This is a genomic window from Streptomyces sp. PA03-1a (assembly GCF_033792805.1).
Classification (GTDB): domain Bacteria; phylum Actinomycetota; class Actinomycetes; order Streptomycetales; family Streptomycetaceae; genus Actinacidiphila.
The window spans coordinates 17,678-40,925 of record NZ_JARAVO010000019.1 but is presented as its reverse complement, the minus strand read 5'-3'; the positions used below and the strand labels follow the sequence as shown (position 1 = coordinate 40,925).

The window sequence follows — 23,248 nt, the reverse complement described above, 5'->3', positions numbered from 1 at the left end:
CCTGCGCCGTGCCCTCGGGGGAACACCGGGCGACACCCGGGGGAACGGCCGCTCCGGTCCCCCGGGCGGCGGCGCCGCCCGGGGGCGTCAGCGGGGCCCGGTGGATCAGGGACAATGGTCGCCATGAGCGTTCGCACCGAGACGACCCCCGCCCCCGCCCACCGGGCCGGCTTCGCCTGCTTCGTGGGCCGCCCCAACGCGGGCAAGTCCACCCTGACCAACGCTCTGGTCGGCACGAAGGTGGCCATCACCTCCAACCGGCCGCAAACCACCCGGCACACCGTGCGCGGCATCGTGCACCGCCCGGACGCCCAGCTGGTCCTGGTCGACACCCCGGGTCTGCACAAGCCGCGCACCCTGCTCGGCGAGCGGCTCAACGACGTCGTCCGCACCACCTGGGCCGAGGTCGACGTGATCGGCTTCTGCCTGCCCGCCGACCAGAAGCTCGGCCCCGGCGACCGCTACATCGCCAAGGAGCTGGCCGAGGTCCGCAAGACCCCCAAGGTCGCCATCGTCACCAAGACCGACCTGGTGGACTCCAAGCGCCTCGCCGAGCAGTTGGTCGCCATCGACCTGCTCGGCGCCGAACTGGGCATCGAGTGGGCCGAGATCGTCCCGGTCTCCGCCGTCGGTGACAAGCAGGTCTCGCTCCTGGCCGACCTCCTCGTCCCGCTGCTCCCGGAGGGTCCGGCCCTCTACCCGGAGGGCGACCTCACCGACGAGCCCGAGCAGGTCATGGTCGCCGAGCTGATCCGCGAGGCGGCGCTCGAGGGCGTACGGGACGAGCTGCCGCACTCCATCGCCGTCGTGGTCGAGGAGATGCTGCCGCGCGAGGGCCGCCCGGCGGAGAAGCCGCTGCTGGACGTGCACGCCAACATCTACATCGAGCGCCCCAGCCAGAAGGGCATCATCATCGGCCCCAAGGGCTCCCGCCTGAAGGAGGTCGGCACCAAGTCCCGCCGCCACATCGAGGCGCTGCTCGGGACGCCGGTCTTCCTCGACCTGCACGTGAAGGTCGCCAAGGACTGGCAGCGCGACCCCAAGCAGCTGCGCAAGCTCGGCTTCTAGGACGACACGGCCCAGGCGGCCGGGCCTAGGCCGTCGCACCCCCGGCGGCCCCGCCGCTGAAGATCCCGTGGAAGCCGAACGGCACCGCGTGCGGGACCTCGGCGCGGGCCAGCTCGCGGAACGTGACGGCGTCCAGCACCAGCAGGAAGGACGAGCCGGCCGTGGCGTCGAGGACGACGGAGAGCACCACGCCCTCGCCCTCCGCCCCGGCCTCCGGGGCCGCGACGAAGACGGGCTCCCCGGGGTAGCAGTCCTCCTGCGACCAGGTCACGGTGCCGCCGTCGGCCGTGTCGAGCCGCACCAGCTGGTCGGTGAAGTGCTCGCCCCGGCCGTCGCGGCTGCCGACGCCGTACGCGAAGCGGTAGGGGCGGCCGTTGCACCGCCCGTAGTCGATGCGGGGGAGCTCCATCGGCTCCTCACCGAGCCGCTCGGACGTCACCGCGCCGTCCCCGCCGATCCGGTGCCGGGTGGGCCGGGCCTGCGGGACGCCGCCGCCGTCGCGCAGCCGGTCGAGGTAGAGGGCGTCGATGACGGACGGGTCCTCGTAGGCGCACAGGTCCAGCACCAGCGCGTCGCCGTCCTCGAAGGCGTTGACGTGGTGGAAGGCGAAGAAGGCCGGGCCCTTGGCGACGCGGCGGACGGTGCCGTCCCTGCGGTCCATGACGATGAAGCGGGTGCCGCGCTCCGGGCGCCAGCGGTAGTTCTCGATGAAGGGCCGGCCGCTGAGCAGCAGTGCCGGCGGGTTGACGACGAGCGGGAACTCCACGAGCACCACATGGCGGTCGGTGATCGCGAAGCTGTGCATGTAGCCGGGCCGGGTGACGGGCAGGCTGCCCAGGAGCCTGCGGCGGGCCGTGCCGTCGGAGGACTGGCGGTAGACGCGGTACTCGCTGCGCCGCGCGAAGTGCGCCACGAAGTTGACCAGTTCGCCGGTGACCGGGTCCTGGTGCGGGTGCGCCGTGGTCCACTGACCGGCCAGCGCGTCCTCGTAGCCGACGACGCCGACCGTCTCCAGCGTCCTCGGGTCGAACTCCACCGGCATCGGGGTCTCGGTCAGCGCGACGAAGCGTTCGCCGAAGCGGGCGACGCTGACGTTGGCGTTCCCCGAGGGCTTGCGGAGGAACGGGGTGAGCACCCGGGCGAAGAGCGAGCGGCAGGGGTCGGTGGCGAACTCCTGGTAGCCGATGCGGCCCTCGTGCCGGGCGGTACGGCTGCTCGGGACGTCCAGGAAGCGGTTGGCGTAGGAGACCCGGCCGTCCTCGATCGCGAACCGGTGGAGCATCGCCTGGCCGTCGAACCAGTGCCGGTAGCGGCGCTCCCCGGCCTCGAAGAGGGCGGGGCCGTTGCGCAGCAGGACCCCGCCGAGCCACCGCGGCAGCCGTCCCCGTACCGGCAGTTCGGGGACGGTCACCTCGTCGGTCAGGCTGCGCAGCCCGGTCGTGTGCCCGCTCATCGGCTACGCGCCCTCCTTCAGCACCAGTTGGACCAGTTCGCGCTGCTCCTCCGTCAGCCGCGGGTCGGCGCAGTGCACCGTGCGGCCGTCCACCGTGATCTCGTACCGGAAACCGTCCGGTACGCCCTGCGGGGGCGCGGCCGGGCCCGCGGCGAGCACGTCGCGGGCCAGGGCGTGCAGACGGAAGGCGTCGGGGCGGCCGGCGGTGTCCAGCACGGCCCGGCGCTCGATCCCCGCGAAACCGCCGGAGCGGATCACCTGTATGCGCATGGCGGACGTCTACCCCTGTGCGGGCGGTCGCGCACCTTCCGGGACCGGCGACTGGCGCGGCACGTCGGTACCGTTCACGGCGGTCGGGATGCCGACCTCCGACCACGCCTTCACCACCGCCGCGTGTTCCTCGCCCTCACCGAAGCGCCCGGCGGCCGAGGCGACCGTCGCCTGGGCGAACTCGGCGAACGTCGCCCTGGGCGACAGCGCGCCGCCGGTCAGCACGTCGTACCAGATCAGCCCGGCCCGCTCCCAGGCGTTGCCGCCCAGGGCGACGGCCAGCAGGTGGAACGCCCGGTTGGGGATGCCGGAGTTGATGTGCACGCCCCCGTTGTCCCGCGAGGTGCGGACGTAGGCGTCCATGTGGCCGGGCTGCGGGTCCTTGCCGAGGACGTCGTCGTCGTAGGCCGTGCCGGGGGCCTTCATGGAGCGCAGCGCCACGCCCGTGACGCGCGGGGCGAGCAGTCCGGCGCCGATCAGCCAGTCGGCCTCCTCGGCGGTCTGGCCGAGCGCGTGCTGCTTGATGAGGGAACCGAAGACGTCCGACATCGACTCGTTGAGGGCGCCGGACTGGCCGAAGTAGTCGAGGTTGGCGGTGTACTGGGTGACGCCGTGGCTGAGTTCGTGGCCGATGACGTCGAGGGGGAGCGTGAAGTCGAGGAAGATCTCCCCGTCGCCGTCCCCGAAGACCATCTGCTCGCCGTTCCAGAAGGCGTTGTTGTAGTCGCGGTCGTAGTGGACGGTGGCGTCCAGCGGCAGCCCGGCGTCGTCGATGGAGTGGCGGCCGTACGCCGTCAGGAAGAGCTCGAAGGTCGCCCCCAGTCCGTCGTAGGCCCGGTTGACGGTGTCGTCGGCCGGTGCGGGGTCGCCCTCGCCGCGGACCTTCCGCCCCGGCAGGTCCGTGCGGTGCTGCGCGTCGCTGATCGTGCGGTGCGGCCGGTCCGACGGCTCCGCCCCGATCACCGGGAGGGCGCCGATGACGGTGGTCAGCCGGCGGCGGGTGCGCTCCGCGGCGTCGCGTTCCAGGGTGCGGCGGGCGGGCTCGGCGAGTGCGCGGTCCTCGTTGCGGGCGACCTTGTCGAGGACGTGCGGCGGCACGATCGTGCAGAAAACAGGTGTCTGCTCCATGCAGGGCAATGTGGCACGGTGCTCACTGTCTGTCACTAGCTGTGACCATGATCCACGAAAAGGGGGGAAGTTGTACGTTTTTCATGTCATCACGGGCGGTCTTGCATACTGAGAAGAACGCCGCAGCGGCTGCAGGGTCCCCGGGGGCTCGGTTATGGTCGACAGCATCATGCGTTTCGGGCTGCTTCTTCTTAGCTGCCGCGGCGAGGGCCTGTAGTCCAGGTCGACTCCCTCCCCGCGGGGTTTGGCGTTGCACCAGCGCCGGTCGGCCGCCTCCACAGCCGCAACCGAGGAGCACCCCCGCAGATGTCCACCCCGAACGCCGTCGGCCGCCCCACGCCCATCACCGCCGCGACGGTGCGCCAGCGCCCGACCGCGATGCCGGTCCACAAGTACAAGCCGTACGAGGCCGTGGAGATCCCGGACCGCACCTGGCCGGACCGGCGGATCACCAAGGCCCCCCGCTGGCTGTCGACCGACCTGCGGGACGGCAACCAGGCGCTGATCGACCCGATGTCGCCGGCCCGCAAGCGCGCGATGTTCGACCTGCTGGTGAAGATGGGCTACAAGGAGATCGAGGTCGGCTTCCCCGCCTCGGGCGAGACCGACTTCGCCTTCGTGCGCTCCATCATCGAAGAGGGCGCGATCCCCGACGACGTCACCATCTCCGTACTGACCCAGGCCCGCGAGGAACTGATCGAGCGGACCGTGGAGTCCCTGCGCGGCGCGGCGCGTGCGACCGTGCACCTGTACAACGCGACCGCCCCGACCTTCCGCCGGGTGGTCTTCCGCGGCTCCAAGGAGCAGATCCGGCAGATCGCCGTGGACGGCACGCGGCTGGTCATGGAGTACGCGGACAAGATCCTGGGCGACGAGACCGTCTTCGGCTACCAGTACAGCCCGGAGATCTTCACCGACACCGAGCTGGACTTCGCGCTGGAGGTCTGCGAGTCGGTGATGGACGTCTGGCAGCCCGAGGAGGGCCGCGAGATCATCCTGAACCTGCCCGCGACCGTGGAGCGCTCCACGCCCTCCACGCACGCGGACCGCTTCGAGTGGATGTCGCGGAACCTGTCGCGCCGCGAGTACGTGTGCCTGTCGGTCCACCCGCACAACGACCGCGGCACGGCCGTGGCCGCCGCCGAGCTGGCGCTGATGGCCGGCGCCGACCGCATCGAGGGCTGCCTGTTCGGCCAGGGCGAGCGCACCGGCAACGTCGACCTGGTCACCCTGGGCATGAACCTGTTCAGCCAGGGCGTGGACCCGATGATCGACTTCTCCCAGATCGACGAGGTCCGCCGCACCGCCGAGTACTGCAACCAGATGGAGGTCCACCCGCGCCACCCGTACGTGGGCGACCTGGTCTACACGTCCTTCTCCGGCTCCCACCAGGACGCCATCAAGAAGGGGTTCGACGCCATGGAGGCCGACGCGGCCGCCCAGGGCCGGACCGTCGACGACATCGAGTGGGCGGTCCCGTACCTGCCGATCGACCCCAAGGACGTCGGCCGCTCCTACGAGGCCGTCATCCGTGTGAACTCGCAGTCCGGCAAGGGCGGCGTCGCGTACGTCCTGAAGAACGACCACAAGCTGGACCTGCCGCGCCGCATGCAGATCGAGTTCTCGAAGATCATCCAGGCGAAGACCGACGCCGAGGGCGGCGAGGTCACGCCGAAGGAGATCTGGGCGATCTTCGAGGACGAGTACCTGCCCACCCCGGAGAACGCCTGGGGCCGGGTCGCCCTGCGGTCGGCGCAGACCTCGACCAGCAGCGACGGCACCGACACCCTGACCGTCGAAGCGGTCGTGGACGGCGCCGAGACGGTCCTGACCGGCACCGGCAACGGCCCGATCTCCGCGTTCTTCGACGCGCTGGCCTCGGTCGGGGTCGACGCCCGCCTGCTGGACTACACCGAGCACACCATGAGCGAGGGCGCCAGCGCGCAGGCCGCCTCGTACATCGAGTGCGCCATCGACGGCCAGGTCCTGTGGGGCATCGGCATCGACGCCAACACCACGCGCGCCTCGCTGAAGGCGGTCGTCTCCGCCGTCAACCGCGCGGCCCGCTAGTCACCACGCACGGTGAACCGGCCACGGCGCCCGAGCGGGCGTCGTGGCCGGTTCTCGTATTCGGCCCTCACGTGGTACTGACTACGCGCCGCCCATGTGGCTAACATCACGTCATTACGGCGCCGTTGCCGGAGCGTTACCCACGCGTACGGCGCGTAAAGGGACGAACCGGGGTAATCGGGATGGCGGCCGGAGGGTGCGAAGTGCTCCACATCAAGGGCTTGTGCATCTTGGGCGTGCGGACGGTCTGGCACACCGAAGGTGACGGGGAGTTCTTCTGCGCCGGCTGCGGTGGCGACCGCGGCTACCGGCGGCGCACCGGCACCCGGCGGCTGACCCTGCTGGGCCTGCCCCTCCTGCCGCGCGGCTCGGCCGGCACGGTCGTGGAGTGCGTGGTGTGCCGCGCCCACCGCGGCCCCGAGGTCCTGGAGCAGCCCACCACCACCGTCTTCTCCGCCATGCTCCGCGATGCCGTCCACACCGTCGCCCTCGCCGTGCTCACCGCGGGCGGCGCCATGGGGCGCGGCGCCCGCGAGGCCGCCGTCGGCGCGGTCCGCTCGGCCGGGTTCACCGACTGCACCGAGGACCAGCTGCTCGGCCTGCTCGCGGCGATCGTCGCCGACGAGGGCCGCTTCCCCGGCGCCTCCGACGCCCCGGACGCCGACGGGCTCGCGGACGCCCTCGACGGCTGCGGCAGCTGGCTGTCCATCGAGCTCCACGAGGCCCTGGGCCCCCTCTCCCGCCACCTCGCCCCCCAGGGCCGTGAGCACATCCTGGTCCAGGGCGCCCTCATCGCCCTCGCCGACGGCCCCTACCTGCCCGCCGAGCGGGAGGTCCTCGGCGCCGTCGGCCGCTGCCTCGGCCTCGTCGGCGAGGACACCGAACGCATCCTGGAGGCCGCGGCCCGCACGCCGTCCTGACGGGCCGCCCCTGATCGCCACCGCCGGGCGTACTCCCCGGGGAGTAACGGGGCCCGCACCGCACCCCGGGCAGTAACGCCGGCCTCGGTCCCGGGCCCGACGAAAAGGCGCCCCCGCACCGGAAGTCTGGGCAGGACCAGACCACCGGCCCGGAGGGAGGCCCATGATGGGGGCCCCGACCACTGAGACCACACCGGCCGCCGCGCCGCCGCCGACCCGAGGACGAGGGAGGAACCGGGGCGCCCGCGCGATCCCGTGGGCGGTGCTCGCGCTGTGGATCGCCGTGCTGGCGCTGGCCGGCCCGCTGGCCGGCAAGCTCGCCGACGCGCAGCAGAACCGCGCCGTGGACTACCTCCCGGTGAGCGCCGACTCCACGCAGGTCGCCCGGCTCCAGGACGCGCTGCCCGGCGGCGAGGCCACCGAACTCGTGGTCGTCTACCACCGCGACAGCGGGCTGACCGCTGCCGACCGCGACAAGGCCGCCGCCCAGATCGCCGGCATCGCGCGGGCGCACCGGCTCACCGGCGGCACGCCGCACGCCGTCCTGTCGCACGGCGACACACTGATGTACCCCGTGGCGAGCACCGAGCCCGGCCAGGACGACGCGGCCAGGAACGCCTTCGTCACCGACGTCCGCGACCGGGCCGAGGGCGGCGACGGGCTGACCGCCCACGTGGGCGGCCCCGGCGCGCTCAACACCGACATGAAGGAGGTCTACTCCTCCCTCGACGGGCCGTTGCTGTGGACCACGGTGGCCGTCGTCGCCGTCCTGCTGATCCTCATCTACCGCAGCCCGCTGCTGTGGTTGCTGCCCCTGCTCGTCGCGGGCGTGGCCGACGCCGCCGCGATGGCCGGGGTCTACGGACTCCACCAGGCCTTCGGCATCACCGTCACCGGCCAGAGCCAGGGCGTGATGACCATCCTGGTCTTCGGCGCCGGCACCGACTACGCGCTGCTGCTCGTCTCCCGCTACCGCGAGGAACTCCGGCGCGTGCCGCGCCCGTACGACGCCATGCGCGCCGCGCTGCGCGGCTGCGGGCCCGCGATCCTGGCCTCCTCCGCGACGGTGGCCGCAGGCCTGCTGTGCCTGCTCGCCGCCGACCTCAACAGCAGCCGGGGCATGGGCCCGATCGCCGCGGTCGGCGTGCTGTGCGCGCTGGTCGCCATGACGACCCTGCTGCCCGCGCTGCTGGTGCTGCTGGGCCGCCGGGTCTTCTGGCCGCTGGTCCCGGCGTACGGCAGCGAAGTGCCGCGTCCGCGCGGCCTGTTCGCGGCGATGGGCGGCTCGGCCGCACGCCGTCCGCCGGCCGTGCTCGCGGGTGGCGCGGTGCTGCTCGGGGCGCTGGCGCTCGGGACCCTGGCCCTGCCCGGCAGCCTGAAGAACGACGACGCCTTCACCAGCGCGCCGGAGTCGGTCGCCGCGATGCGCATCCTCGCCGAGGCCGACCCCGGCCGCTCCGCCCAGCCGATCACCGTCATGGCGCCCACCGGACGGGCCGGTAAGGTGCTGGCCGCGGTCCGGGGCACCGAAGGCGTCGCGTCCGCCGAACGCGGGCGCAGCGGCGGCGGCTGGACGGAGGTGTCGGTGACCGCCAAGGCGCCGCCCGAGTCGCCCGGCGAGACCGCGACCATCCACGCCCTGCGCGCGGAGCTGGACGGCCCCTACGGCGCCCACGTCGGCGGGCCCAGTGCCCAGCAGGCCGACCTGGCCGGCACCAGTTCCCGCGACCGCCGGGTCGTCGTGCCGCTCGTCCTGGCCGCCGTGCTGCTGATCCTCGTCGCGCTGCTGCGCAGCCTGGTCGCGCCGCTGCTGCTCGTGGTGGCCGTGATCGCGGTGTGGGGCGCCGCGCTGGGCATCGGCGGGCTGGTCTTCGGGCCGCTGTTCGGCTTCGAGGGCACGGACCCGGGGCTGCCGCTGCTGTCCTTCGTCTTCCTCGTGGCGCTCGGCGTCGACTACGGCATCTTCCTCATGCACCGGATGCGCGAGGAGTCGCTGGCGGGGGCCGCGCCGGCCGCCGCGGCCGTCACCGCGCTGCGGACCACGGGCGGGGTGATCGCCTCGGCCGGGCTGGTGCTGGCGGCCACCTTCTCGGTCCTGGTCAACATGCCGTTGGTGTCGCTGGTCGAGATGGGCTTCGTCATCGCCGTGGGCGTCCTGCTGGACACCTTCCTCGTCCGCACCTACCTGGTCACCTCCGCGAGCGTGGCGCTGCGCGAGCGGGTCTGGTGGCCGGGCCGGCTGAGCCGGCCGCGTACGGGCCCGTGAACCGGCCCGCGAACCGGTCTGTCACGCCGCCGACCCCGTAACGGAAGATGGACCCGTGCCGAAGCCGCCGCCCCTCCCGCCCGCCGTCCGCGCGCACAAGGACGCCGCCCTCGCCCTGGGCGTGCTCGCGCTCCAGAGCGCCATGGGCGCCCTCCTGCCGTCCGGACAGGGGCACCGCCCGGACGCGGCGGGCTGGGCGCTGCTGGTGGTCACCGCGCTGGTGCTGGCCGCCCGGCGGCGGTGGCCGATGACCGTGATGCTCGTCACGGTCGCGGCCGTCGCCCCGTACCACGCCATGGACAACCTCCACCTGGCCGTGGTTCCGGCCAGCATGGTGGCGATCTACTCGCTCGCGGTCGCCGGGCCGCCGCCGCGGACGTACCTCACCGTGGCGGCGGTCGTCGCGATCATGGTCGGGGTGATGTCGGCGACACCCGACCGGCACGCGGCGACCGACATGCTGCGCAGCGGCGGCTGGGTGGTGGCGGTGGCACTGACCGGCGAGGCGGTCCGCATCCACCGCAAGTACGTGGCCGCCATCGTCGGGCGCGCCGAACGCGCCGAACGCACCCGCGAGGAGGAGGCGGCCCGGCGCGTCGCCGAGGAGCGGCTGCGGATCGCCCGCGACCTGCACGACCTGCTCGCCCACAGCATCACCCTCATCGGCGTGCAGACCTCGGTCGCGGCGCACGTCCTGCTCGCCGACCCCGAGCGGCTGGACCGCACGGCCGTCGCCGGCGCCCTCGACAGCATCGCCGGCACCTGCCGCGACGCCCGCGCCGAACTGCGCGCCACCCTCCAGGTGCTGCGCGGCGACGACGAGCGCGGCCCGCTGCCGGGCCTGGCGGCCGTGGCCGACCTGGCCCGCTCCGCCGAGGCCGCCGGCGCCCGGGTGGAGCTGGCCGTCGCGGCCGGCGCCGACGGGGTGCCCCCGGCGATCGGGGCGGCCGCCTACCGCATCGTGCAGGAGGCCCTCACCAACGCCGTACGGCACGCCGGGGGCACCTCGGTCCGGGTCGGGGTGGAACTCGGCACCGACCCGGACCGCGGCACCGCCCTGCGGATCGCCGTCACCGACGACGGCCCCTGCCCGGGGACGGAGGCCGAGCACGAACCGGACCGCCCCGACGCCCGATGGCGGCCCTGGCGTGCCGTGGCACCCCCGAGGCCCCCCGCGGACGCCGGCCCGGCGGAGACCGTACCCGCCGCCGGCTACGGCCTCATCGGCATGCGCGAGCGCGCCCGCAGCGTCGGCGGCACGCTGACCGCCGGACCCCGGCCCGAGGGCGGTTTCCAGGTGGCCGCCGTTCTGCCGTTCGCGGGGGGCCCGGCGTGATCCGCGTGCTGCTCGCCGACGACCAGACCCTGGTCCGTGAGGCCTTCGCGATGCTCGTCGAGTCCGCCCCCGACATGCAGGTCGTCGGGCACGCGGCCACCGGGCGGGAAGCCGTGGCGGCGGCCCGCGCCGGCCGTGCCGACGTGGTGATCATGGACATCCGCATGCCGGACCTCGACGGCATCGAGGCCACCCGGCTGATCGCCGCCGACGATGACCTGGCCGGGGTCCGGGTGCTGGTGCTCACCACGTACGACAGCGACGACCACGTCGTCCCCGCGCTGCGCGCCGGGGCCAGCGGCTTCCTCGTCAAGGACACCCGCCCCGCCGAACTCCTCGACGCCATCCGCACGGTCGCCGCGGGCGAGGCGCTGCTCTCGCCGGGGCCGACCGCGCGGCTCATCGCCCGGGTGCTGCGCCTCCCGGAGGGCCCGCCGCCGGGCGGGCCGGCCCCGGAACGCCTCGCCGCGCTGTCCGCACGGGAGCGGCAGGTGCTCACCCTCGTCGCGCGGGGCCTGAACAACACGGAGGTCGCCGAGGCGCTGGGCCTCAGCCCGCTCACCGCCAAGACGCACGTCAGCCGGATCATGGGCAAGCTCGGCGCCCGCGACCGCGCCCAGCTGGTGATCGCGGCCTACGAGTCGGGGCTGGTCGCGCCAGGCGGGACGGCGGGGCTCAGCGGCTGACCGCCCACAGCAGGATCGCGGCGGCGACGCCGAAGCAGGCGAGCACGGTCCACACCGTCGCGCCCAGCGTCCGTGTGTCCGCGGCCATCGCCGGCGCCCCGCCGGCTCCGTGGGCCTGCGACAGGTGGGCCAGTGCCTTGCCCCTGGCGCCGCCCCCGGTGATCTGCTCGCGCCACGCGCAGTGCCGGCACTCGAGCATCCGCCGCCCGCGGTCCGCGTAGCCGTACAGCACTTCCAGGGCGGTGCCGTCGGGGCCGGTCGCGGTGATGTGGTGGGTGACGGAGTCCATCAGCGGGCCACCAGCACCAGGGCAAGGGCGACGAGGGCCGGCACGGTCTGCACGAAGAGGATGCGGCGGCTCGCGGTCGCGGCGCCGTACAGCCCGGCGACCGCCACGCAGATGAGGAAGAACACCGTGGCCTGGAAGCCCACCGGGTCGGCGGCCACGGCGCCCCACACCAGCCCGGCGGCGAGGAAACCGTTGTAGAGCCCCTGGTTGGCCGCGAGTGCCTTGCTCGCCTGCGCGAACTCCGCGGTGGTCCCGAAGGCTCCCCTGGCGCGGGGGGTGGTCCACAGGAACATCTCCAGGACCAGGATGTAGAGGTGGAGGGCCGCTATGAGCAGCACGGCGACGGTCGCTGTGATCGACATGGGCCGTAGCGTACGACCCGGGCCGGTCCGGTCGCCGCGTACGGAACAATGGGCGCATGAGTCTGTTCCGCGACGACGGCATCGTGCTGCGCACCCAGAAGCTGGGCGAGGCGGACCGGATCATCACCCTGCTCACCCGACGGCACGGCCGGGTGCGGGCGGTGGCCCGCGGCGTGCGGCGGACGAAGTCCAAGTTCGGGGCGCGGCTGGAACCGTTCTCCCACGTGGACGTGCAGCTCTTCGCGCGCGGGGGCGAGCTGATCGGCCGCGGCCTGCCGCTGTGCACCCAGGGTGAGACGATCGCCCCCTACGGCAGCCGCATCGTCACCGACTACGCCCGCTACACCGCGGGCACGGCGATGCTGGAGACCGCCGAGCGCTTCACCGACCACGAGGGCGAACCGGCGGTGCAGCAGTACCTGCTGCTGGTCGGCGGCCTGCGCACGCTCGCCGACGGTGAGCACGACCCGCGGCTGGTGCTCGACGCCTTCCTGCTGCGCTCGCTGGCGGTCAACGGCTACGCGCCCAGCTTCGGGGACTGCGCGAAGTGCGGGATGCCGGGCCCGAATCGGTTCTTTTCGGTCGGCGCGGGAGGAGTCGTATGCGGCGAGTGCCGCCCGGCCGGAAGCGTCGTACCCTCACTGGAGTCACTGGAACTCCTCGGCGCGTTGCTCGGAGGGGACTGGGAGACCGCCGACGCGTGCGAACCGCGCCACTGCCGGGAGGGCAGCGGACTGGTCGCGGCGTATCTGCAGTGGCATCTGGAGCGCGGCTTGCGCAGTCTGCGTTTCATCGAGAAGTAGCGGTACCCGGCGGGCCCCCGGCAGCACCAACTCGTGAGGCACAGGAAGTGGAGAGCAAGGTCATGGCAGTACGCGGGATTCTGAGCCGTCCCCGGCGCGAGTACCGGGCTCCCGACCCGCACCCGTCCGGCGCGCAGCCCCCGAAGATCCCAGGTGAGCTGGTCCCCCAGCACGTGGCCATCGTGATGGACGGCAACGGCCGCTGGGCCAAGGAGCGCGGCCTGCCCCGCACCGAGGGGCACAAGGTCGGCGAGACCGTCGTGCTGGACGTCCTCAAGGGCTGCCTGGAGCTGGGGGTCAAGAACCTCTCCCTGTACGCCTTCTCGACGGAGAACTGGAAGCGCTCGCCCGACGAGGTCCGCTTCCTGATGAACTTCAACCGGGACGTCATCCACCGCCGCCGCGACGAGATGCACGAGATGGGCATCCGCATCCGCTGGGCCGGGCGCATGCCCCGGCTGTGGAAGTCGGTCGTGAAGGAGCTCCAGGTCGCGGAGGAGATGACCCGCGACAACGACGCCATGACGCTGTACATGTGCGTCAACTACGGCGGTCGCGCCGAGATCGCCGACGCGGCGGCGCGCCTGGCCGAGGACATAAAGGCGGGTCGCCTCGATCCCTCCAAGGTCAACGAGAAGACCCTCGCCAAGTACATGTACCACCCGGACATGCCGGACGTGGACCTGTTCGTCCGCCCCTCCGGCGAGCAGCGCACCTCCAACTTCCTGATCTGGCAGTCCGCCTACGCCGAGATGGTCTTCCAGGACGTCCTCTGGCCGGACTTCGACCGCCGCGACCTGTGGCGCGCGTGCCTGGAGTACGCCTCCCGTGACCGCCGTTTCGGCGGCGCGCTGCCCAACGAGCAGCAGCCGGCGGCGGAGAGCGACGCGGACACGCAGTAGTCGGCAGTCACCCCGCGGTCGTCCACGGACGACCGCGGGGCGGTACGAGCACGACGGCGGGCGGGGCCCGGTTCAGTTCGCGGCGGGGCCGCCGCAGCCGGCGCAGTCGGCGCAGGTCCCGAAGATCTCCACGGTGTGGGCGACGTCGACGAAGCCGTGCTCCTCGGCGATGGTGTCGGCCCACTTCTCGACCGCGGGGCCCTCGACCTCGACCGCCTTGCCGCAGACGCGGCAGACCAGGTGGTGGTGGTGACCGCTGCTGCAGCGCCGGTAGACGGACTCGCCTTCCCCGGTGCGCAGGACGTCGATCTCGCCGGCGTCGGCGAGGGACTGCAGCGTGCGGTAGACCGTGGTGAGGCCGACCGAGTCACCCCGGTGCTTGAGGAGGTCGTGCAGTTCCTGGGCGCTGCGGAACTCGTCGACCTCGGCGAGGGCCGCGGCGACGGCGGCACGCTGCCGGGTCGATCGTCCGCGGACGGGGGGCTTGGCGGTCGTCACCGGTGGCCTCCTACTCGGTCGGTTCGGTCGGTCATTCTGCCAGGCCTGGAGCTCATACCCGGACGTCGTCCTCGGTGGGACGCGCCGCGGGTACCTCCAGGGTGCACCGTGTCCCGTCCTCCGCGGCACGGCGTGCACGCTTTTTCGCCAGCGGCGCGGCCAGCAGCGTCAGCGTGACGAAGACACCGATGGCCAGCAGCACGATGGTCGCTCCGGAGGGCACGTCGGCGTAGTACGAGGTGACCGTGCCGGAGAAGGCGACCGCCACGCCGATCACGACCGACAGCGCGAAGGCCGTGGCGAAGCTGCGGGCGATCTGCTGGGAGGCGGCGACCGGGATCACCATCAGCGCGCTGACCAGCAGCAGTCCGACGACCCGCATGGCGACCGTGACCGTGACCGCCGCGGTGACGGCGACCAGCAGGTTGAGCAGCCGCACCGGCAGACCGGTCACCCGGGCGAACTCCTCGTCCTGGGAGACCGCGAACAGCTGCCGCCGCAGGCCCACGGTGACCAGCACCACGAAGCCGGCCAGCAGGCAGATCGCGGTGATGTCCTGCGGGGAGACGGTGGTGATGGAGCCGAACAGGTAGGTGAGCAGGTTGGCGTTGGAGCCGTTCGGCGCGAGCGAGGTGAACAGCACGCCGGCCGCCATGCCGCCGTAGAAGAGCATCGCGAGCGCGATGTCGCCGCGCGTCCTGCCGTACCAGCGGATGAGTTCCATGACGATCGCGCCCGCGACCGACACGGCCGTCGCCATCCACACCGGGTTGGTGCTGAGCAGGAAGCCGAGGCCGACACCGGTGAGGGCGACGTGGCCGATGCCGTCGCCCATGAGGGCCTGGCGGCGCTGGACGAGGTAGATGCCGATCGCGGGGGCGGTGATGCCGACGAGGACGGCGGCGATCAGCGCCCGCTGCATGAAGGCGTAGGAGAACAGCTCCATCAGAACAGCCCCGTCCGGATCGGCTCGGCCACGTGGCCGGCGTGCGGGTGGACATGGTCGTGGCCGGGCAGCGCGTGCTGCCCCTGGGCCTTCGGCGGGGGCCCGTCGTGGACGACGCAGCCGTCGCGCAGCACCACCGCACGGTCGATCAGCGGCTCCAGCGGACCGAGTTCGTGCAGGACCAGGAGCACGGTGGTGCCCAGCGAGACCTGTTCGCGCAGCGTCCCGGCGAGCACCTCCTGGCTGGCGAGGTCGACGCCCGCCATCGGCTCGTCCATGATCAGCAGTTCGGGCTCGACGGACAGCGCGCGGGCGATGAGCACCCGCTGGTGCTGGCCGCCGGAGAGCGCCTCGACCGGATCGCCGGCCCGGTCGGCCATCCCGACCAGCTCCAGGGCGCGCCCCACGGCCCGGCGGTCCGCCTTGCGGGGCAGGCCCAGCCTCGTACGGGCCAGCCGCCCTGCGGAGACGACCTCGCGCACGGTGGCGGGGACGCCGGAGGCCGCCGTGGTGCGCTGCGGCACGTAGCCGATCCGGGCCCAGTCGCGGAACCGGTTCAGCGGGGTGCCGAAGAGCTCCAGTCCGCCCGCGGTGAGCGGCACCTGGCCGACCACGGCGCGGATCGCGGTGGACTTGCCCGAGCCGTTGGCGCCGAGCAGCGCGACGACCTCCCCGCGCCGCACGGTCAGGTCGACGCCGCGCAGCACCGGCCGTGAGCCGAGGGAGGCGGTCGCCCCCCGCATCGATATGACCGTGTCCATTCCAGCCTCCGTACCGGGCTCCGTCATCGTTGCCTCACTTCGCGCCGAGCGCCGAGCGCAGGGCCTGAAGGTTGCTGTGCTGGACCTCGAAGTAGTCGCGGCCCGCGGACTTGTCGGTGATGCCCTCGATGGGGTCGAGCACCGCGGTCCTCAGGCCGAGGTCGCCCGCGAGGGTCTTGGCGGTCCGGTCGCTGGCGAGCGTCTCGAAGAATACGGTGCTGACGCCGTTGTCCTCGGCGAGGGTGTGCAGCGTCTTCATCCGGGCGGCGCTGGGCTCGGACTCCGGGTCGATGCCGCTGATCGCCTGCTCGACCAGCCCGTAGCGCTCGGCGAGGTAGCCGAAGGCGGCGTGGGTGGTGATGAAGGTGTCCGAGGTGCGGTTCTCCAGCCCGTCCTGGAAGTCGGTGTTCAGCGCGTCGAGCTTCTTCACCAGCGCGGCGGTGTTCTTCCCGTAGGTCGCCTCGTGGTCCGGGTCGGCCTTGGCGAGGGCCTTGCCGACGCCTTCGGCGACCTGGGCGTAGCGGACCGGGTCGAGCCAGATGTGCGGGTCGGCGCCCGCGTCCTCGTCCCCGTGCCCGCTGTGGTCGTCCCCGCTGCCGTGGTCGTGGCCGTCGACCTCGGTGCCGTGGTCCTCCAGCGGGGTCAGCGCGGCGGCGTCGACGGTGTTCGCCACGCCGGACTGGGCTATGGCGTCGTCGATGGCAGGCTGCAGGCCCTTGAGGTAGACGATGACGTCCGACTCGCCGAGCTCGCCGGTCTGCCGGGGGGTGAGCTCCAGGTCGTGCGGTTCGGTCCCGGGCTTGGTCAGTCCGGTCACGTCGACGTGCCCGCCGCCGATCTGCTCGGCCAGGAACTGCATAGGGTAGAAGGAGGCGGTGACCTTGAGCCTGCCGTCCGCCCCGCCCCCGCCCGCGGTGGAACAGGCGGAGAGGGCGACCAGCCCGGCGACGGCGGTGAGGGGGACCAGGGCACGACCTATGTTCATGACACCCATTTTCAACAAAAATGGAAACGATTGTCAATTGGCTTGGTTGCCGGACCCGGCGCCCTCGGACTGCGGAACCGATTTGATACGGGCCCCGCACCCGCCGGTAATCTGAGGTATTCGCCGGACCGCACGCGACCCGGCGGATCCCACCGACCGCTTCGTCGTCTGAAGAGAGCACCGTGGCCGCCGACAAGATCGACACCATCGTCAGCCTGAGCAAGCGCCGTGGCTTCGTTTTCCCCTGCAGCGAGATCTACGGCGGCCAGAAGGCCGCCTGGGACTACGGGCCGCTGGGCGTCGAACTGAAGGAGAACATCAAGCGCCAGTGGTGGCGTGCGATGGTCACCTCCCGGGAGGACGTGGTCGGCCTCGACTCCTCGGTGATCCTGGCCCGCGAGGTCTGGGAGGCCTCCGGTCACGTCGCCACGTTCACCGACCCGCTCACCGAGTGCACCTCCTGTCACAAGCGTTACCGCGCCGACCACCTGGAGGAGGCGTACGAGGCCAAGCACGGCCACCTGCCGGCCAACGGCCTGGCCGACCTCAACTGCCCCAACTGCGGCAACAAGGGCACTTTCACCGAGCCCAAGCAGTTCTCCGGGCTGCTGTCCACCCACCTGGGCCCGACCCAGGACTCGGGCGCCGTGGCCTACCTGCGCCCGGAGACGGCGCAGGGCATCTTCACCAACTTCTCCCAGGTGCAGACGACCTCGCGCCGCAAGCCGCCGTTCGGCATCGCCCAGACCGGCAAGTCCTTCCGCAACGAGATCACGCCCGGCAACTTCATCTTCCGGACCCGCGAGTTCGAGCAGATGGAGATGGAGTTCTTCGTCAAGCCGGGCGAGGACGAGACCTGGCACGAGTACTGGATGCAGCAGCGCTGGGACTGGTACCGGGGCCTCGGCATGCGCGAGGAGAACATGCGCTGGTATGAGCACGCCAAGGAGAAGCTGTCCCACTACTCCAAGCGCACCGTCGACATCGAGTACCGCTTCAACTTCGGCGGCACCGAGTACTCTGAGCTCGAGGGCATCGCCAACCGCACGGACTACGACCTCAAGGCCCACAGCCAGGCCAGCGGCCAGGACCTGTCGTACTTCGACCAGGAGGCCGGTGAGCGCTACTTCCCGTACGTCATCGAGCCCGCGGCGGGTCTCAACCGCGCCATGCTCGCCTTCATGCTCGACGCGTACAACGAGGACGAGGCCCCGAACGCCAAGGGCGTGATGGAGAAGCGCACCGTCATGCGCCTCGACCCGCGCCTGGCACCGGTCAAGGTCGCCGTCCTGCCGCTGTCGCGCAACCCGCAGCTCTCGCCGAAGGCCAAGGGCCTCGCGGCCGACCTGCGCCGCCACTGGAACATCGAGTTCGACGACGCCGGTGCCATCGGCCGCCGCTACCGCCGTCAGGACGAGATCGGCACCCCGTTCTGCGTGACCGTCGACTTCGACACGCTCGAGGACAACGCGGTCACCGTGCGCGAGCGCGACACCATGAAGCAGGAGCGCGTCTCGCTCGACCAGGTCGAGGCCTACCTCGGCGGCCGGCTGCTCGGCTGCTAGGTCCGGACCCGGACGCACGCGAAAGGCGCCCGGCCACCCCCGAGAGGGGTGGCCGGGCGCCTTCGTGCGTCCGCGGGGGTCGTGTGCTCAGGCCTCCAGGCCGCGCAGGATCAGGTCGTTGACCGCGGAGAACGCGGCGTCGATGCCCGGGGCGAACCACTCGGCGGCGTACGCCGGGTCGTGGAAGCGGACGGTGGCGTCCCACACCGCCTGCGCCGCGGCGTCGGGGTCACCGGCGGCGAACTCGCCGGCGGTCACGCCGTCCCGGACGATCCGCGCGAGGAGCCCGACCATGACGGCGACGTGCTGGGCGACCACCGAGCTGTGCTCGACGGTGAGCGCCATGTACGTGGCGAACAGCTCGGGGTCGCCACCCGCCTTGCGCCGCTTGGCCGCGAACAGCGCCTCCAGCCAGGCGCGCAGCCGCTGCGGCCCCGGGCGGCCGTCGTCCTGCGCTATCGCCGTCAGCTCCGCGTGCGCCTGGTCCAGCCACCGCTGGGTGACCGCCTCCCGCAGCGCGGCCTTGGTGCGGAAGTGCCGGTAGACGCTGCCGTGGCTGACCCCGAGGGCGCGCGCCACGTCGACCACGGTCGCCTTGGCCGGGCCGTAACGGCGCAGCACCTCCTCCGTGGTCTCCAGGATGCGTTCGGCGGTCAGCGTCTCGGGTGGCATGGTCGTCATTCTCCCAGGGCCGGGCGGGTGCCGGTCAGTGCCGCTGCTCACTGTCCAGGTGCGCCATCTGGGACTCCGGGTAACGCTCGCCGGCGGCCGCGTCGGCCGGGACCGCGGTCTCGATCGCCGCCAGGTCGGCCGCGTCGAGGGTCACGTCCAGCGCGCCCAGGGCCTCGGCCAGCCGCTCGCGGGTGCGGGCGCCGACCAACGGGACGATGTCCTCGCCCCGGGCCAGCACCCAGGCGATGGCGGTCTGGGCGACGGTGACGCCCTTCTGCTCCGCGATCTTGCGCAGCGCCTCCACCAGCCCGAGGTTGTGCTCCAGGTTCTCGCCCCGGAAGCGGGGGCTCATCGCGCGGAAGTCGTTGCCGGCCAGCTGCCGGTCACGGGTGAAGTGGCCGCTGATCAGACCGCGGGACAGCACGCCGTACGCCGTGACGCCGATGCCCAGCTCGCGGGCGGTGGGCAGGATTTCGTCCTCGATGCCGCGGGAGATCAGCGAGTACTCGATCTGCAGGTCACTGATCGGGGCCACGGCCGCGGCCCGGCGCAGGGTGGCGGCGCCGACCTCGGACAGGCCGATGTGGCGCACGTGACCGGCCTGGACGAGCTCCGCGATGGCGCCGACGGTCTCCTCGATCGGGACGGCGGGGTCGACCCGGGCGATGCGGTAGACGTCGATGTGGTCGGTGCCCAGGCGCTGCAGCGAGTACGAGGCGAAGTTCCTGACGGCCTGGGGGCGGCCGTCGTAGCCCAGCCACGTGCCCTCGGGGCCGCGCAGGGCGCCGAACTTGACGCTGATCAGCGCCTTCTCGCGGTCGGCCGGGGAGGCCGCGCGCAGGGCCTCGCCGATGAGCATCTCGTTGTGGCCCATGCCGTAGAAGTCGCCGGTGTCGATCAGCGTGACGCCCGCGTCGAGGGCGGCGTGGATCGTGGCGATCGACTCGCCGCGGTCGGCCTCGCCGTAGAGGGCGGACATGCCCATGGCGCCGAGGCCGAGCGCGGAGACGGTGGGGCCGGTGGAACCGAGGGTGCGGTTCTGCAAGGGGGACTCCTTGGTCGGGATGAGGAGGTCGTGCGGGGATGCTGACAACAGTGACACATGCACTGACAGATTTCAATATATGTCAGTGCATGGCTGTCACGCGACGTCCTCGCTACGGGCCGGTCCGGCCCCGCGGCCCCTCAGGCCACCTGGCGCGGCAGGCGCAGGCTGGCGAGCGCCGTCACGACCACCGCCGCGAGCTGCACGACCAGCACCGTCACCAGGGCCTCCCGCGTCCCGTGCGAGGGGACCAGGGCGAGGAAGAGCGTGCCGAGGGTGGCCACGCCCAGGGCCAGTGCCGACTGCTGGGTGGTGACCATGACCCCGCTGCCCACGCCGGCTCGCTCGGCCGGTACGTCCGCGAGCACCAGCCGGAACAGCACCGGCAGTTGCAGCCCCTGGCCGAGGCCGGCGATCGCCACACCCGGCAGCAGGGCCCACGCCGTCATCCCGGGTTCCCAGCTGCGGGCCACGGTCAGCGCCAGCACCGCGACGCCGACGCCCTGCAGGACGCCCCCCGCGGTGACCACGCGCCCGCCGTACCGGCCCACCAGGCGTGGCCCGGCCAGCGAGGCCAGGAAGAACGCCACGGCCATCGGAACGAGCGTGGTGCCCGCCTCCACCGGTCCGTACCGCAGGCCCTGCTGCAGGGCGACCGCGATCACGAACATGAAGCCGCCGAAGCCGATGGAGAACGGCACCAGCAGCGGCAGTGCCCGCCGCATCCCGGTGAGCGCGAACAGGCTCGGCGGCACGAGCGGGATCCGCCCGGCCCGGTCGGCCCGCCGCTCGACCAGGAAGAACGCCAGGGCCGCGAACGGGAAGACGGCCAGCGACACCCACGTCCACGCGGGCCAGCCGGCCGCCCGGCCCTCGGTCAGCGGCACCAGCAGGGTCACCAGCGACACCGCCAGCAGCAGGGTGCCCGGCCGGTCGACCGGCGCGGGGCGGTCGGAACGGGTCTCCGGCACCGAGCGCACCGCGAGCAGCAGCCCGGCCGCCGCGACCGGCACGTTGACCAGGAAGACCGCGCGCCAGCCGGTGCCCGCGATGTCCGCGGCGACCAGGACGCCGCCGAGGATCTGGCCCGCGACCATGGACAGGCCCGCGGTCGCGCCGTACAGGCTCAGCGCCTTGGCCCTGCGGTGGCCGGTGGTCGCGGAGTGGATGGTGGCCAGTACCTGGGGCAGCATCAGCGCGGCCGCCCCGCCCTGCGCGACGCGGGCGCCCACCAGCACCCAGGCGTCGGGCGCCAGGCCGCAGGCGAGCGAGGTCAGGCCGAAGGCCGCCATGCCCGCGAGGAAGAGCCGGCGGCGGCCGAAGGAGTCGCCGAGCCGGCCGCCGAGCACCAGCAGCACGGCGTACGCCACGCCGTAGCCGGCCACGACCAGCTCCAGCACGGCGGCCCCCGCGTCGAGGTCGGTCTCGATGGCGGGCAGGGCGACGTTGACGATGAAGAAGTCGATGAGCGGCAGCGCAGCGCCCAGCAGCACGGTGAACAGGCCCAGCGGGCCGAGCGCCGGCGCGGTGGGGCCGGGCGGTGCCTCGGCGGCCGGTGGCGTGGTTCTCGCGGCCGGTGCCGGGCCGCCGGTGCCGACCCGGATGACCCGGGGGCGTACCTGAGCGCGGGAACGGAGGTCGGCGGAGACGGGAGCTTCGATGTGATCGGTCACGTATGCCACGATGACCTTGTTCCCAGGGGGGTACCAGAGAGCGTTTATCCAGGTATCGCGACCACCTGGCAATGGTTTGGGACGTCAGGCACTCTGGAGGTATGACGTCTCCCAGCGCCGCCGCGCGGAGCGAGCTCGCTTCCTTCCTCCGCAGCCGCCGCGAACGGATCTCCCCCGAGCAGGTCGGACTCCCGCCCGGCCGCCGCCGCCGCACCCCCGGGCTGCGGCGCGAGGAGGTGGCGCAGCTGGCCGCGGTAGGGGTGACCTGGTACACCTGGCTCGAGCAGGCCCGGGAGATCCAGATCTCCGCCCAGGTGGCCGACTCCATCGCCCGGGCCCTGATGCTGGACCCGAACGAGCGCACCCACCTCTTCCTGCTCGCCGGGGTGCCCGACCCCAACCCGCGCGCCCAGTGCCCGGGGATGTCGGACCAGATCCGGGAGATGCTGGCGAAGCTGGAGCCGCTGCCGGCCGCGGTCCTCAACAGCCGTACCGACGTCATCGCCCACAACCGCACCTACGCGCGGCTGGTCGACGACCTCGACCGGCTCCCCTTCGAGGACCGCAACATCATGTGGCTGGTCTTCACCGACCCCGCCTGGCGCGAGGGACTGCCGGACTGGCACGAGACCAGCCGGCAGCTGGTCGCCAAGTACCGTGCGGCGATGGCCGAGCATCTCGCGGAGCCCGCGTGGAAGTCCCTGGTCAAGCGGCTGGAGCAGGCCTCCCCGGAGTTCTGCGAGCTGTGGGAGCGGCATGAGGTGCAGGAACCGGAGAACCGCACCAAGCGCTTCCTCAACCCCCGGGTCGGTCTGCTGACCTTCCACTTCACGCACCTGTGGCTCGGTCCGAGCCAGGGCCCTCGGCTGGTCACCTACTCCCCGGCGGACGCCGCCACCCGCGAACGGCTGGACCGGCTGTACGAGATCGCCGGGTCCGCGCCCAGCGCTATGCCGATGCCGGTGTGAGCAGCCGCTGCCGCGCCTCCATCAGGGCGAAGCCCAGCAGGTTCAGGCCACGCCACCGCACGGGATGGGCGGCGTGCTCGTCGTCGGCGGCCAGGCCGATGCCCCATATCCGGTCCACGGGGCTGGCCTCCACCAGCACGCGCGAGCCGGTGCCCAGCAGGTAGTCCCGCAGGGCCGGGTCCTGGCCGAACTTGGCGACGTTGCCCGCCACGACCAGTTCCTCGCGGTGCCGCTCCCAGGTCGCGTTGTCGAAGCCGCGGACCTGCCGTCCCAGCTTCTTCGCGGCGTGCGGGTGCGGGGCCGCGAGGATCCCGGCGAGGGTCCGGTCGTCGTCGAAGAGCCGGGCCTTGCCGGCCATCATCCAGTGCTCCGCCGTGGCGTAGCCGATGCCGTCGACGGTGAACTCCGAGGGCCACCACTGACTCAGGCAGCCCGCGCCCACGCTGCCGTCGCGCTGCGGCTGATGGCCCCAGAAGAACAGGTACTTCGGCCGGACGCCACGCGCGGTCAGTGCCGTCAGCGCAGCCCGCGAACGGGCGTCGCGGGGCTCGGTGATCTGCGTCGTCATGTCACCGACCGTAG

23 protein-coding genes are annotated in these 23,248 nt (G+C 72.6%); 10 read left to right on the top strand and 13 right to left on the bottom strand.

Annotated features, from left to right (window positions below; genetic code table 11):
- The first annotated feature begins 114 nt into the window (after positions 1-114).
- Positions 115-1,068, top strand: coding sequence for a GTPase Era (gene era / locus PV341_RS06440; RefSeq protein WP_500323009.1), 954 nt, complete (start codon positions 115-117; stop codon positions 1,066-1,068).
- 25 nt (positions 1,069-1,093) lie between these two features.
- Here the strand turns inward: era and PV341_RS06435 are convergent, their stop codons facing one another.
- The 3 genes from PV341_RS06435 to PV341_RS06425 are packed head-to-tail and all read right to left on the bottom strand — an operon-like array spanning position 1,094 to position 3,919.
- The gene (locus PV341_RS06435; protein WP_500356967.1) at positions 1,094-2,521 is read right to left on the bottom strand and encodes a carotenoid oxygenase family protein; all 1,428 of its coding nucleotides are present in this window, start codon (positions 2,519-2,521) and stop codon (positions 1,094-1,096) included.
- 3 nt (positions 2,522-2,524) lie between these two features.
- A complete protein-coding gene (locus PV341_RS06430; protein WP_500323011.1) occupies positions 2,525-2,791 on the bottom strand; it encodes a protealysin inhibitor emfourin in 267 nt (88 codons plus the stop codon).
- A gap of 9 nt (positions 2,792-2,800) precedes the next feature.
- On the bottom strand, positions 2,801-3,919 hold the full coding sequence (locus PV341_RS06425) for a M4 family metallopeptidase (RefSeq protein ID WP_500323013.1): 1,119 nt from the start codon (positions 3,917-3,919) through the stop codon (positions 2,801-2,803).
- A 306-nt stretch (positions 3,920-4,225) separates the two neighbouring features.
- On the opposite strand from PV341_RS06425, the gene leuA reads away from it, so the two are divergent.
- The 5 genes from leuA (at position 4,226) to PV341_RS06400 (ending at position 11,197) form a co-directional block, all read left to right on the top strand.
- Positions 4,226-5,989, top strand: a complete 1,764-nt coding sequence (leuA, locus tag PV341_RS06420; RefSeq protein ID WP_500323015.1) for a 2-isopropylmalate synthase — start codon at positions 4,226-4,228, stop codon at positions 5,987-5,989.
- Between the two features lie 182 nt (positions 5,990-6,171).
- Positions 6,172-6,909 (top strand): TerB family tellurite resistance protein, encoded by a 738-nt coding sequence (locus PV341_RS06415; protein WP_500323016.1) that lies wholly within the window; start codon positions 6,172-6,174, stop codon positions 6,907-6,909.
- A gap of 166 nt (positions 6,910-7,075) precedes the next feature.
- The gene (locus PV341_RS06410) at positions 7,076-9,175 is read left to right on the top strand and encodes an MMPL family transporter (RefSeq protein ID WP_500356965.1); all 2,100 of its coding nucleotides are present in this window, start codon (positions 7,076-7,078) and stop codon (positions 9,173-9,175) included.
- A gap of 55 nt (positions 9,176-9,230) precedes the next feature.
- A complete protein-coding gene (locus PV341_RS06405; RefSeq protein WP_500323017.1) occupies positions 9,231-10,511 on the top strand; it encodes a sensor histidine kinase in 1,281 nt (426 codons plus the stop codon).
- Positions 10,512-10,561: 50 nt separating this feature from the next.
- Positions 10,562-11,197, top strand: a complete 636-nt coding sequence (locus tag PV341_RS06400; RefSeq protein ID WP_500323063.1) for a response regulator — start codon at positions 10,562-10,564, stop codon at positions 11,195-11,197.
- Here the strand turns inward: PV341_RS06400 and PV341_RS06395 are convergent.
- Positions 11,187-11,486, bottom strand: coding sequence for a hypothetical protein (locus tag PV341_RS06395; RefSeq protein WP_500323018.1), 300 nt, complete (start codon positions 11,484-11,486; stop codon positions 11,187-11,189). The two genes, PV341_RS06400 and PV341_RS06395, sit on opposite strands and share 11 nt — an antisense overlap.
- Positions 11,486-11,848 (bottom strand): DUF1304 domain-containing protein, encoded by a 363-nt coding sequence (locus PV341_RS06390; RefSeq protein WP_500323019.1) that lies wholly within the window; start codon positions 11,846-11,848, stop codon positions 11,486-11,488. Before PV341_RS06390 ends, PV341_RS06395 begins: the two co-directional genes overlap by 1 nt.
- Before the next feature lie 56 nt (positions 11,849-11,904).
- Between PV341_RS06390 and recO the strand changes: the two genes are divergently transcribed.
- On the top strand, positions 11,905-12,651 hold the full coding sequence (recO, locus tag PV341_RS06385; protein WP_499511800.1) for a DNA repair protein RecO: 747 nt from the start codon (positions 11,905-11,907) through the stop codon (positions 12,649-12,651).
- A 62-nt stretch (positions 12,652-12,713) separates the two neighbouring features.
- Complete coding sequence (locus PV341_RS06380; protein WP_500356963.1) at positions 12,714-13,553, top strand: isoprenyl transferase; 840 nt, start codon at positions 12,714-12,716, stop codon at positions 13,551-13,553.
- A 72-nt stretch (positions 13,554-13,625) separates the two neighbouring features.
- Here the strand turns inward: PV341_RS06380 and PV341_RS06375 are convergent, their stop codons facing one another.
- The 4 genes from PV341_RS06375 to PV341_RS06360 are packed head-to-tail and all read right to left on the bottom strand — an operon-like array spanning position 13,626 to position 16,743.
- Positions 13,626-14,051 (bottom strand): Fur family transcriptional regulator, encoded by a 426-nt coding sequence (locus PV341_RS06375; RefSeq protein ID WP_499511798.1) that lies wholly within the window; start codon positions 14,049-14,051, stop codon positions 13,626-13,628.
- 52 nt (positions 14,052-14,103) lie between these two features.
- The gene (locus tag PV341_RS06370; protein ID WP_500323022.1) at positions 14,104-14,997 is read right to left on the bottom strand and encodes a metal ABC transporter permease; all 894 of its coding nucleotides are present in this window, start codon (positions 14,995-14,997) and stop codon (positions 14,104-14,106) included.
- Positions 14,997-15,758, bottom strand: coding sequence for a metal ABC transporter ATP-binding protein (locus PV341_RS06365; RefSeq protein ID WP_500323023.1), 762 nt, complete (start codon positions 15,756-15,758; stop codon positions 14,997-14,999). Before PV341_RS06365 ends, PV341_RS06370 begins: the two co-directional genes overlap by 1 nt.
- A 34-nt stretch (positions 15,759-15,792) precedes the next feature.
- Entirely contained in the window at positions 15,793-16,743 is a 951-nt protein-coding gene (locus PV341_RS06360; protein ID WP_500356962.1) for a metal ABC transporter solute-binding protein, Zn/Mn family, read from the bottom strand.
- A 182-nt stretch (positions 16,744-16,925) separates the two neighbouring features.
- Here PV341_RS06360 and PV341_RS06355 point away from each other — a divergent pair, with 182 nt between their 5' ends.
- On the top strand, positions 16,926-18,308 hold the full coding sequence (locus PV341_RS06355; protein ID WP_500323025.1) for a glycine--tRNA ligase: 1,383 nt from the start codon (positions 16,926-16,928) through the stop codon (positions 18,306-18,308).
- Between the two features lie 87 nt (positions 18,309-18,395).
- Here PV341_RS06355 and PV341_RS06350 read toward each other — a convergent pair whose 3' ends face one another.
- The 3 genes from PV341_RS06350 to PV341_RS06340 form a co-directional block, all read right to left on the bottom strand.
- Entirely contained in the window at positions 18,396-18,980 is a 585-nt protein-coding gene (locus tag PV341_RS06350; RefSeq protein WP_499511793.1) for a TetR/AcrR family transcriptional regulator, read from the bottom strand.
- A gap of 34 nt (positions 18,981-19,014) precedes the next feature.
- The gene (locus tag PV341_RS06345; protein WP_500323026.1) at positions 19,015-20,025 is read right to left on the bottom strand and encodes an aldo/keto reductase; all 1,011 of its coding nucleotides are present in this window, start codon (positions 20,023-20,025) and stop codon (positions 19,015-19,017) included.
- A 140-nt stretch (positions 20,026-20,165) separates the two neighbouring features.
- Positions 20,166-21,518, bottom strand: a complete 1,353-nt coding sequence (locus PV341_RS06340) for an MFS transporter (RefSeq protein ID WP_500323065.1) — start codon at positions 21,516-21,518, stop codon at positions 20,166-20,168.
- A gap of 281 nt (positions 21,519-21,799) precedes the next feature.
- On the opposite strand from PV341_RS06340, the gene PV341_RS06335 reads away from it, so the two are divergent.
- Positions 21,800-22,666: a helix-turn-helix transcriptional regulator gene (locus PV341_RS06335; RefSeq protein WP_499511791.1), complete on the top strand. Its 867-nt coding sequence runs from the start codon at positions 21,800-21,802 to the stop codon at positions 22,664-22,666.
- Here the strand turns inward: PV341_RS06335 and ybiA are convergent.
- On the bottom strand, positions 22,647-23,234 hold the full coding sequence (ybiA, locus tag PV341_RS06330; protein ID WP_499511790.1) for a riboflavin biosynthesis intermediates N-glycosidase: 588 nt from the start codon (positions 23,232-23,234) through the stop codon (positions 22,647-22,649). The two genes, PV341_RS06335 and ybiA, sit on opposite strands and share 20 nt — an antisense overlap.
- Positions 23,235-23,248 lie beyond the last annotated feature (14 nt).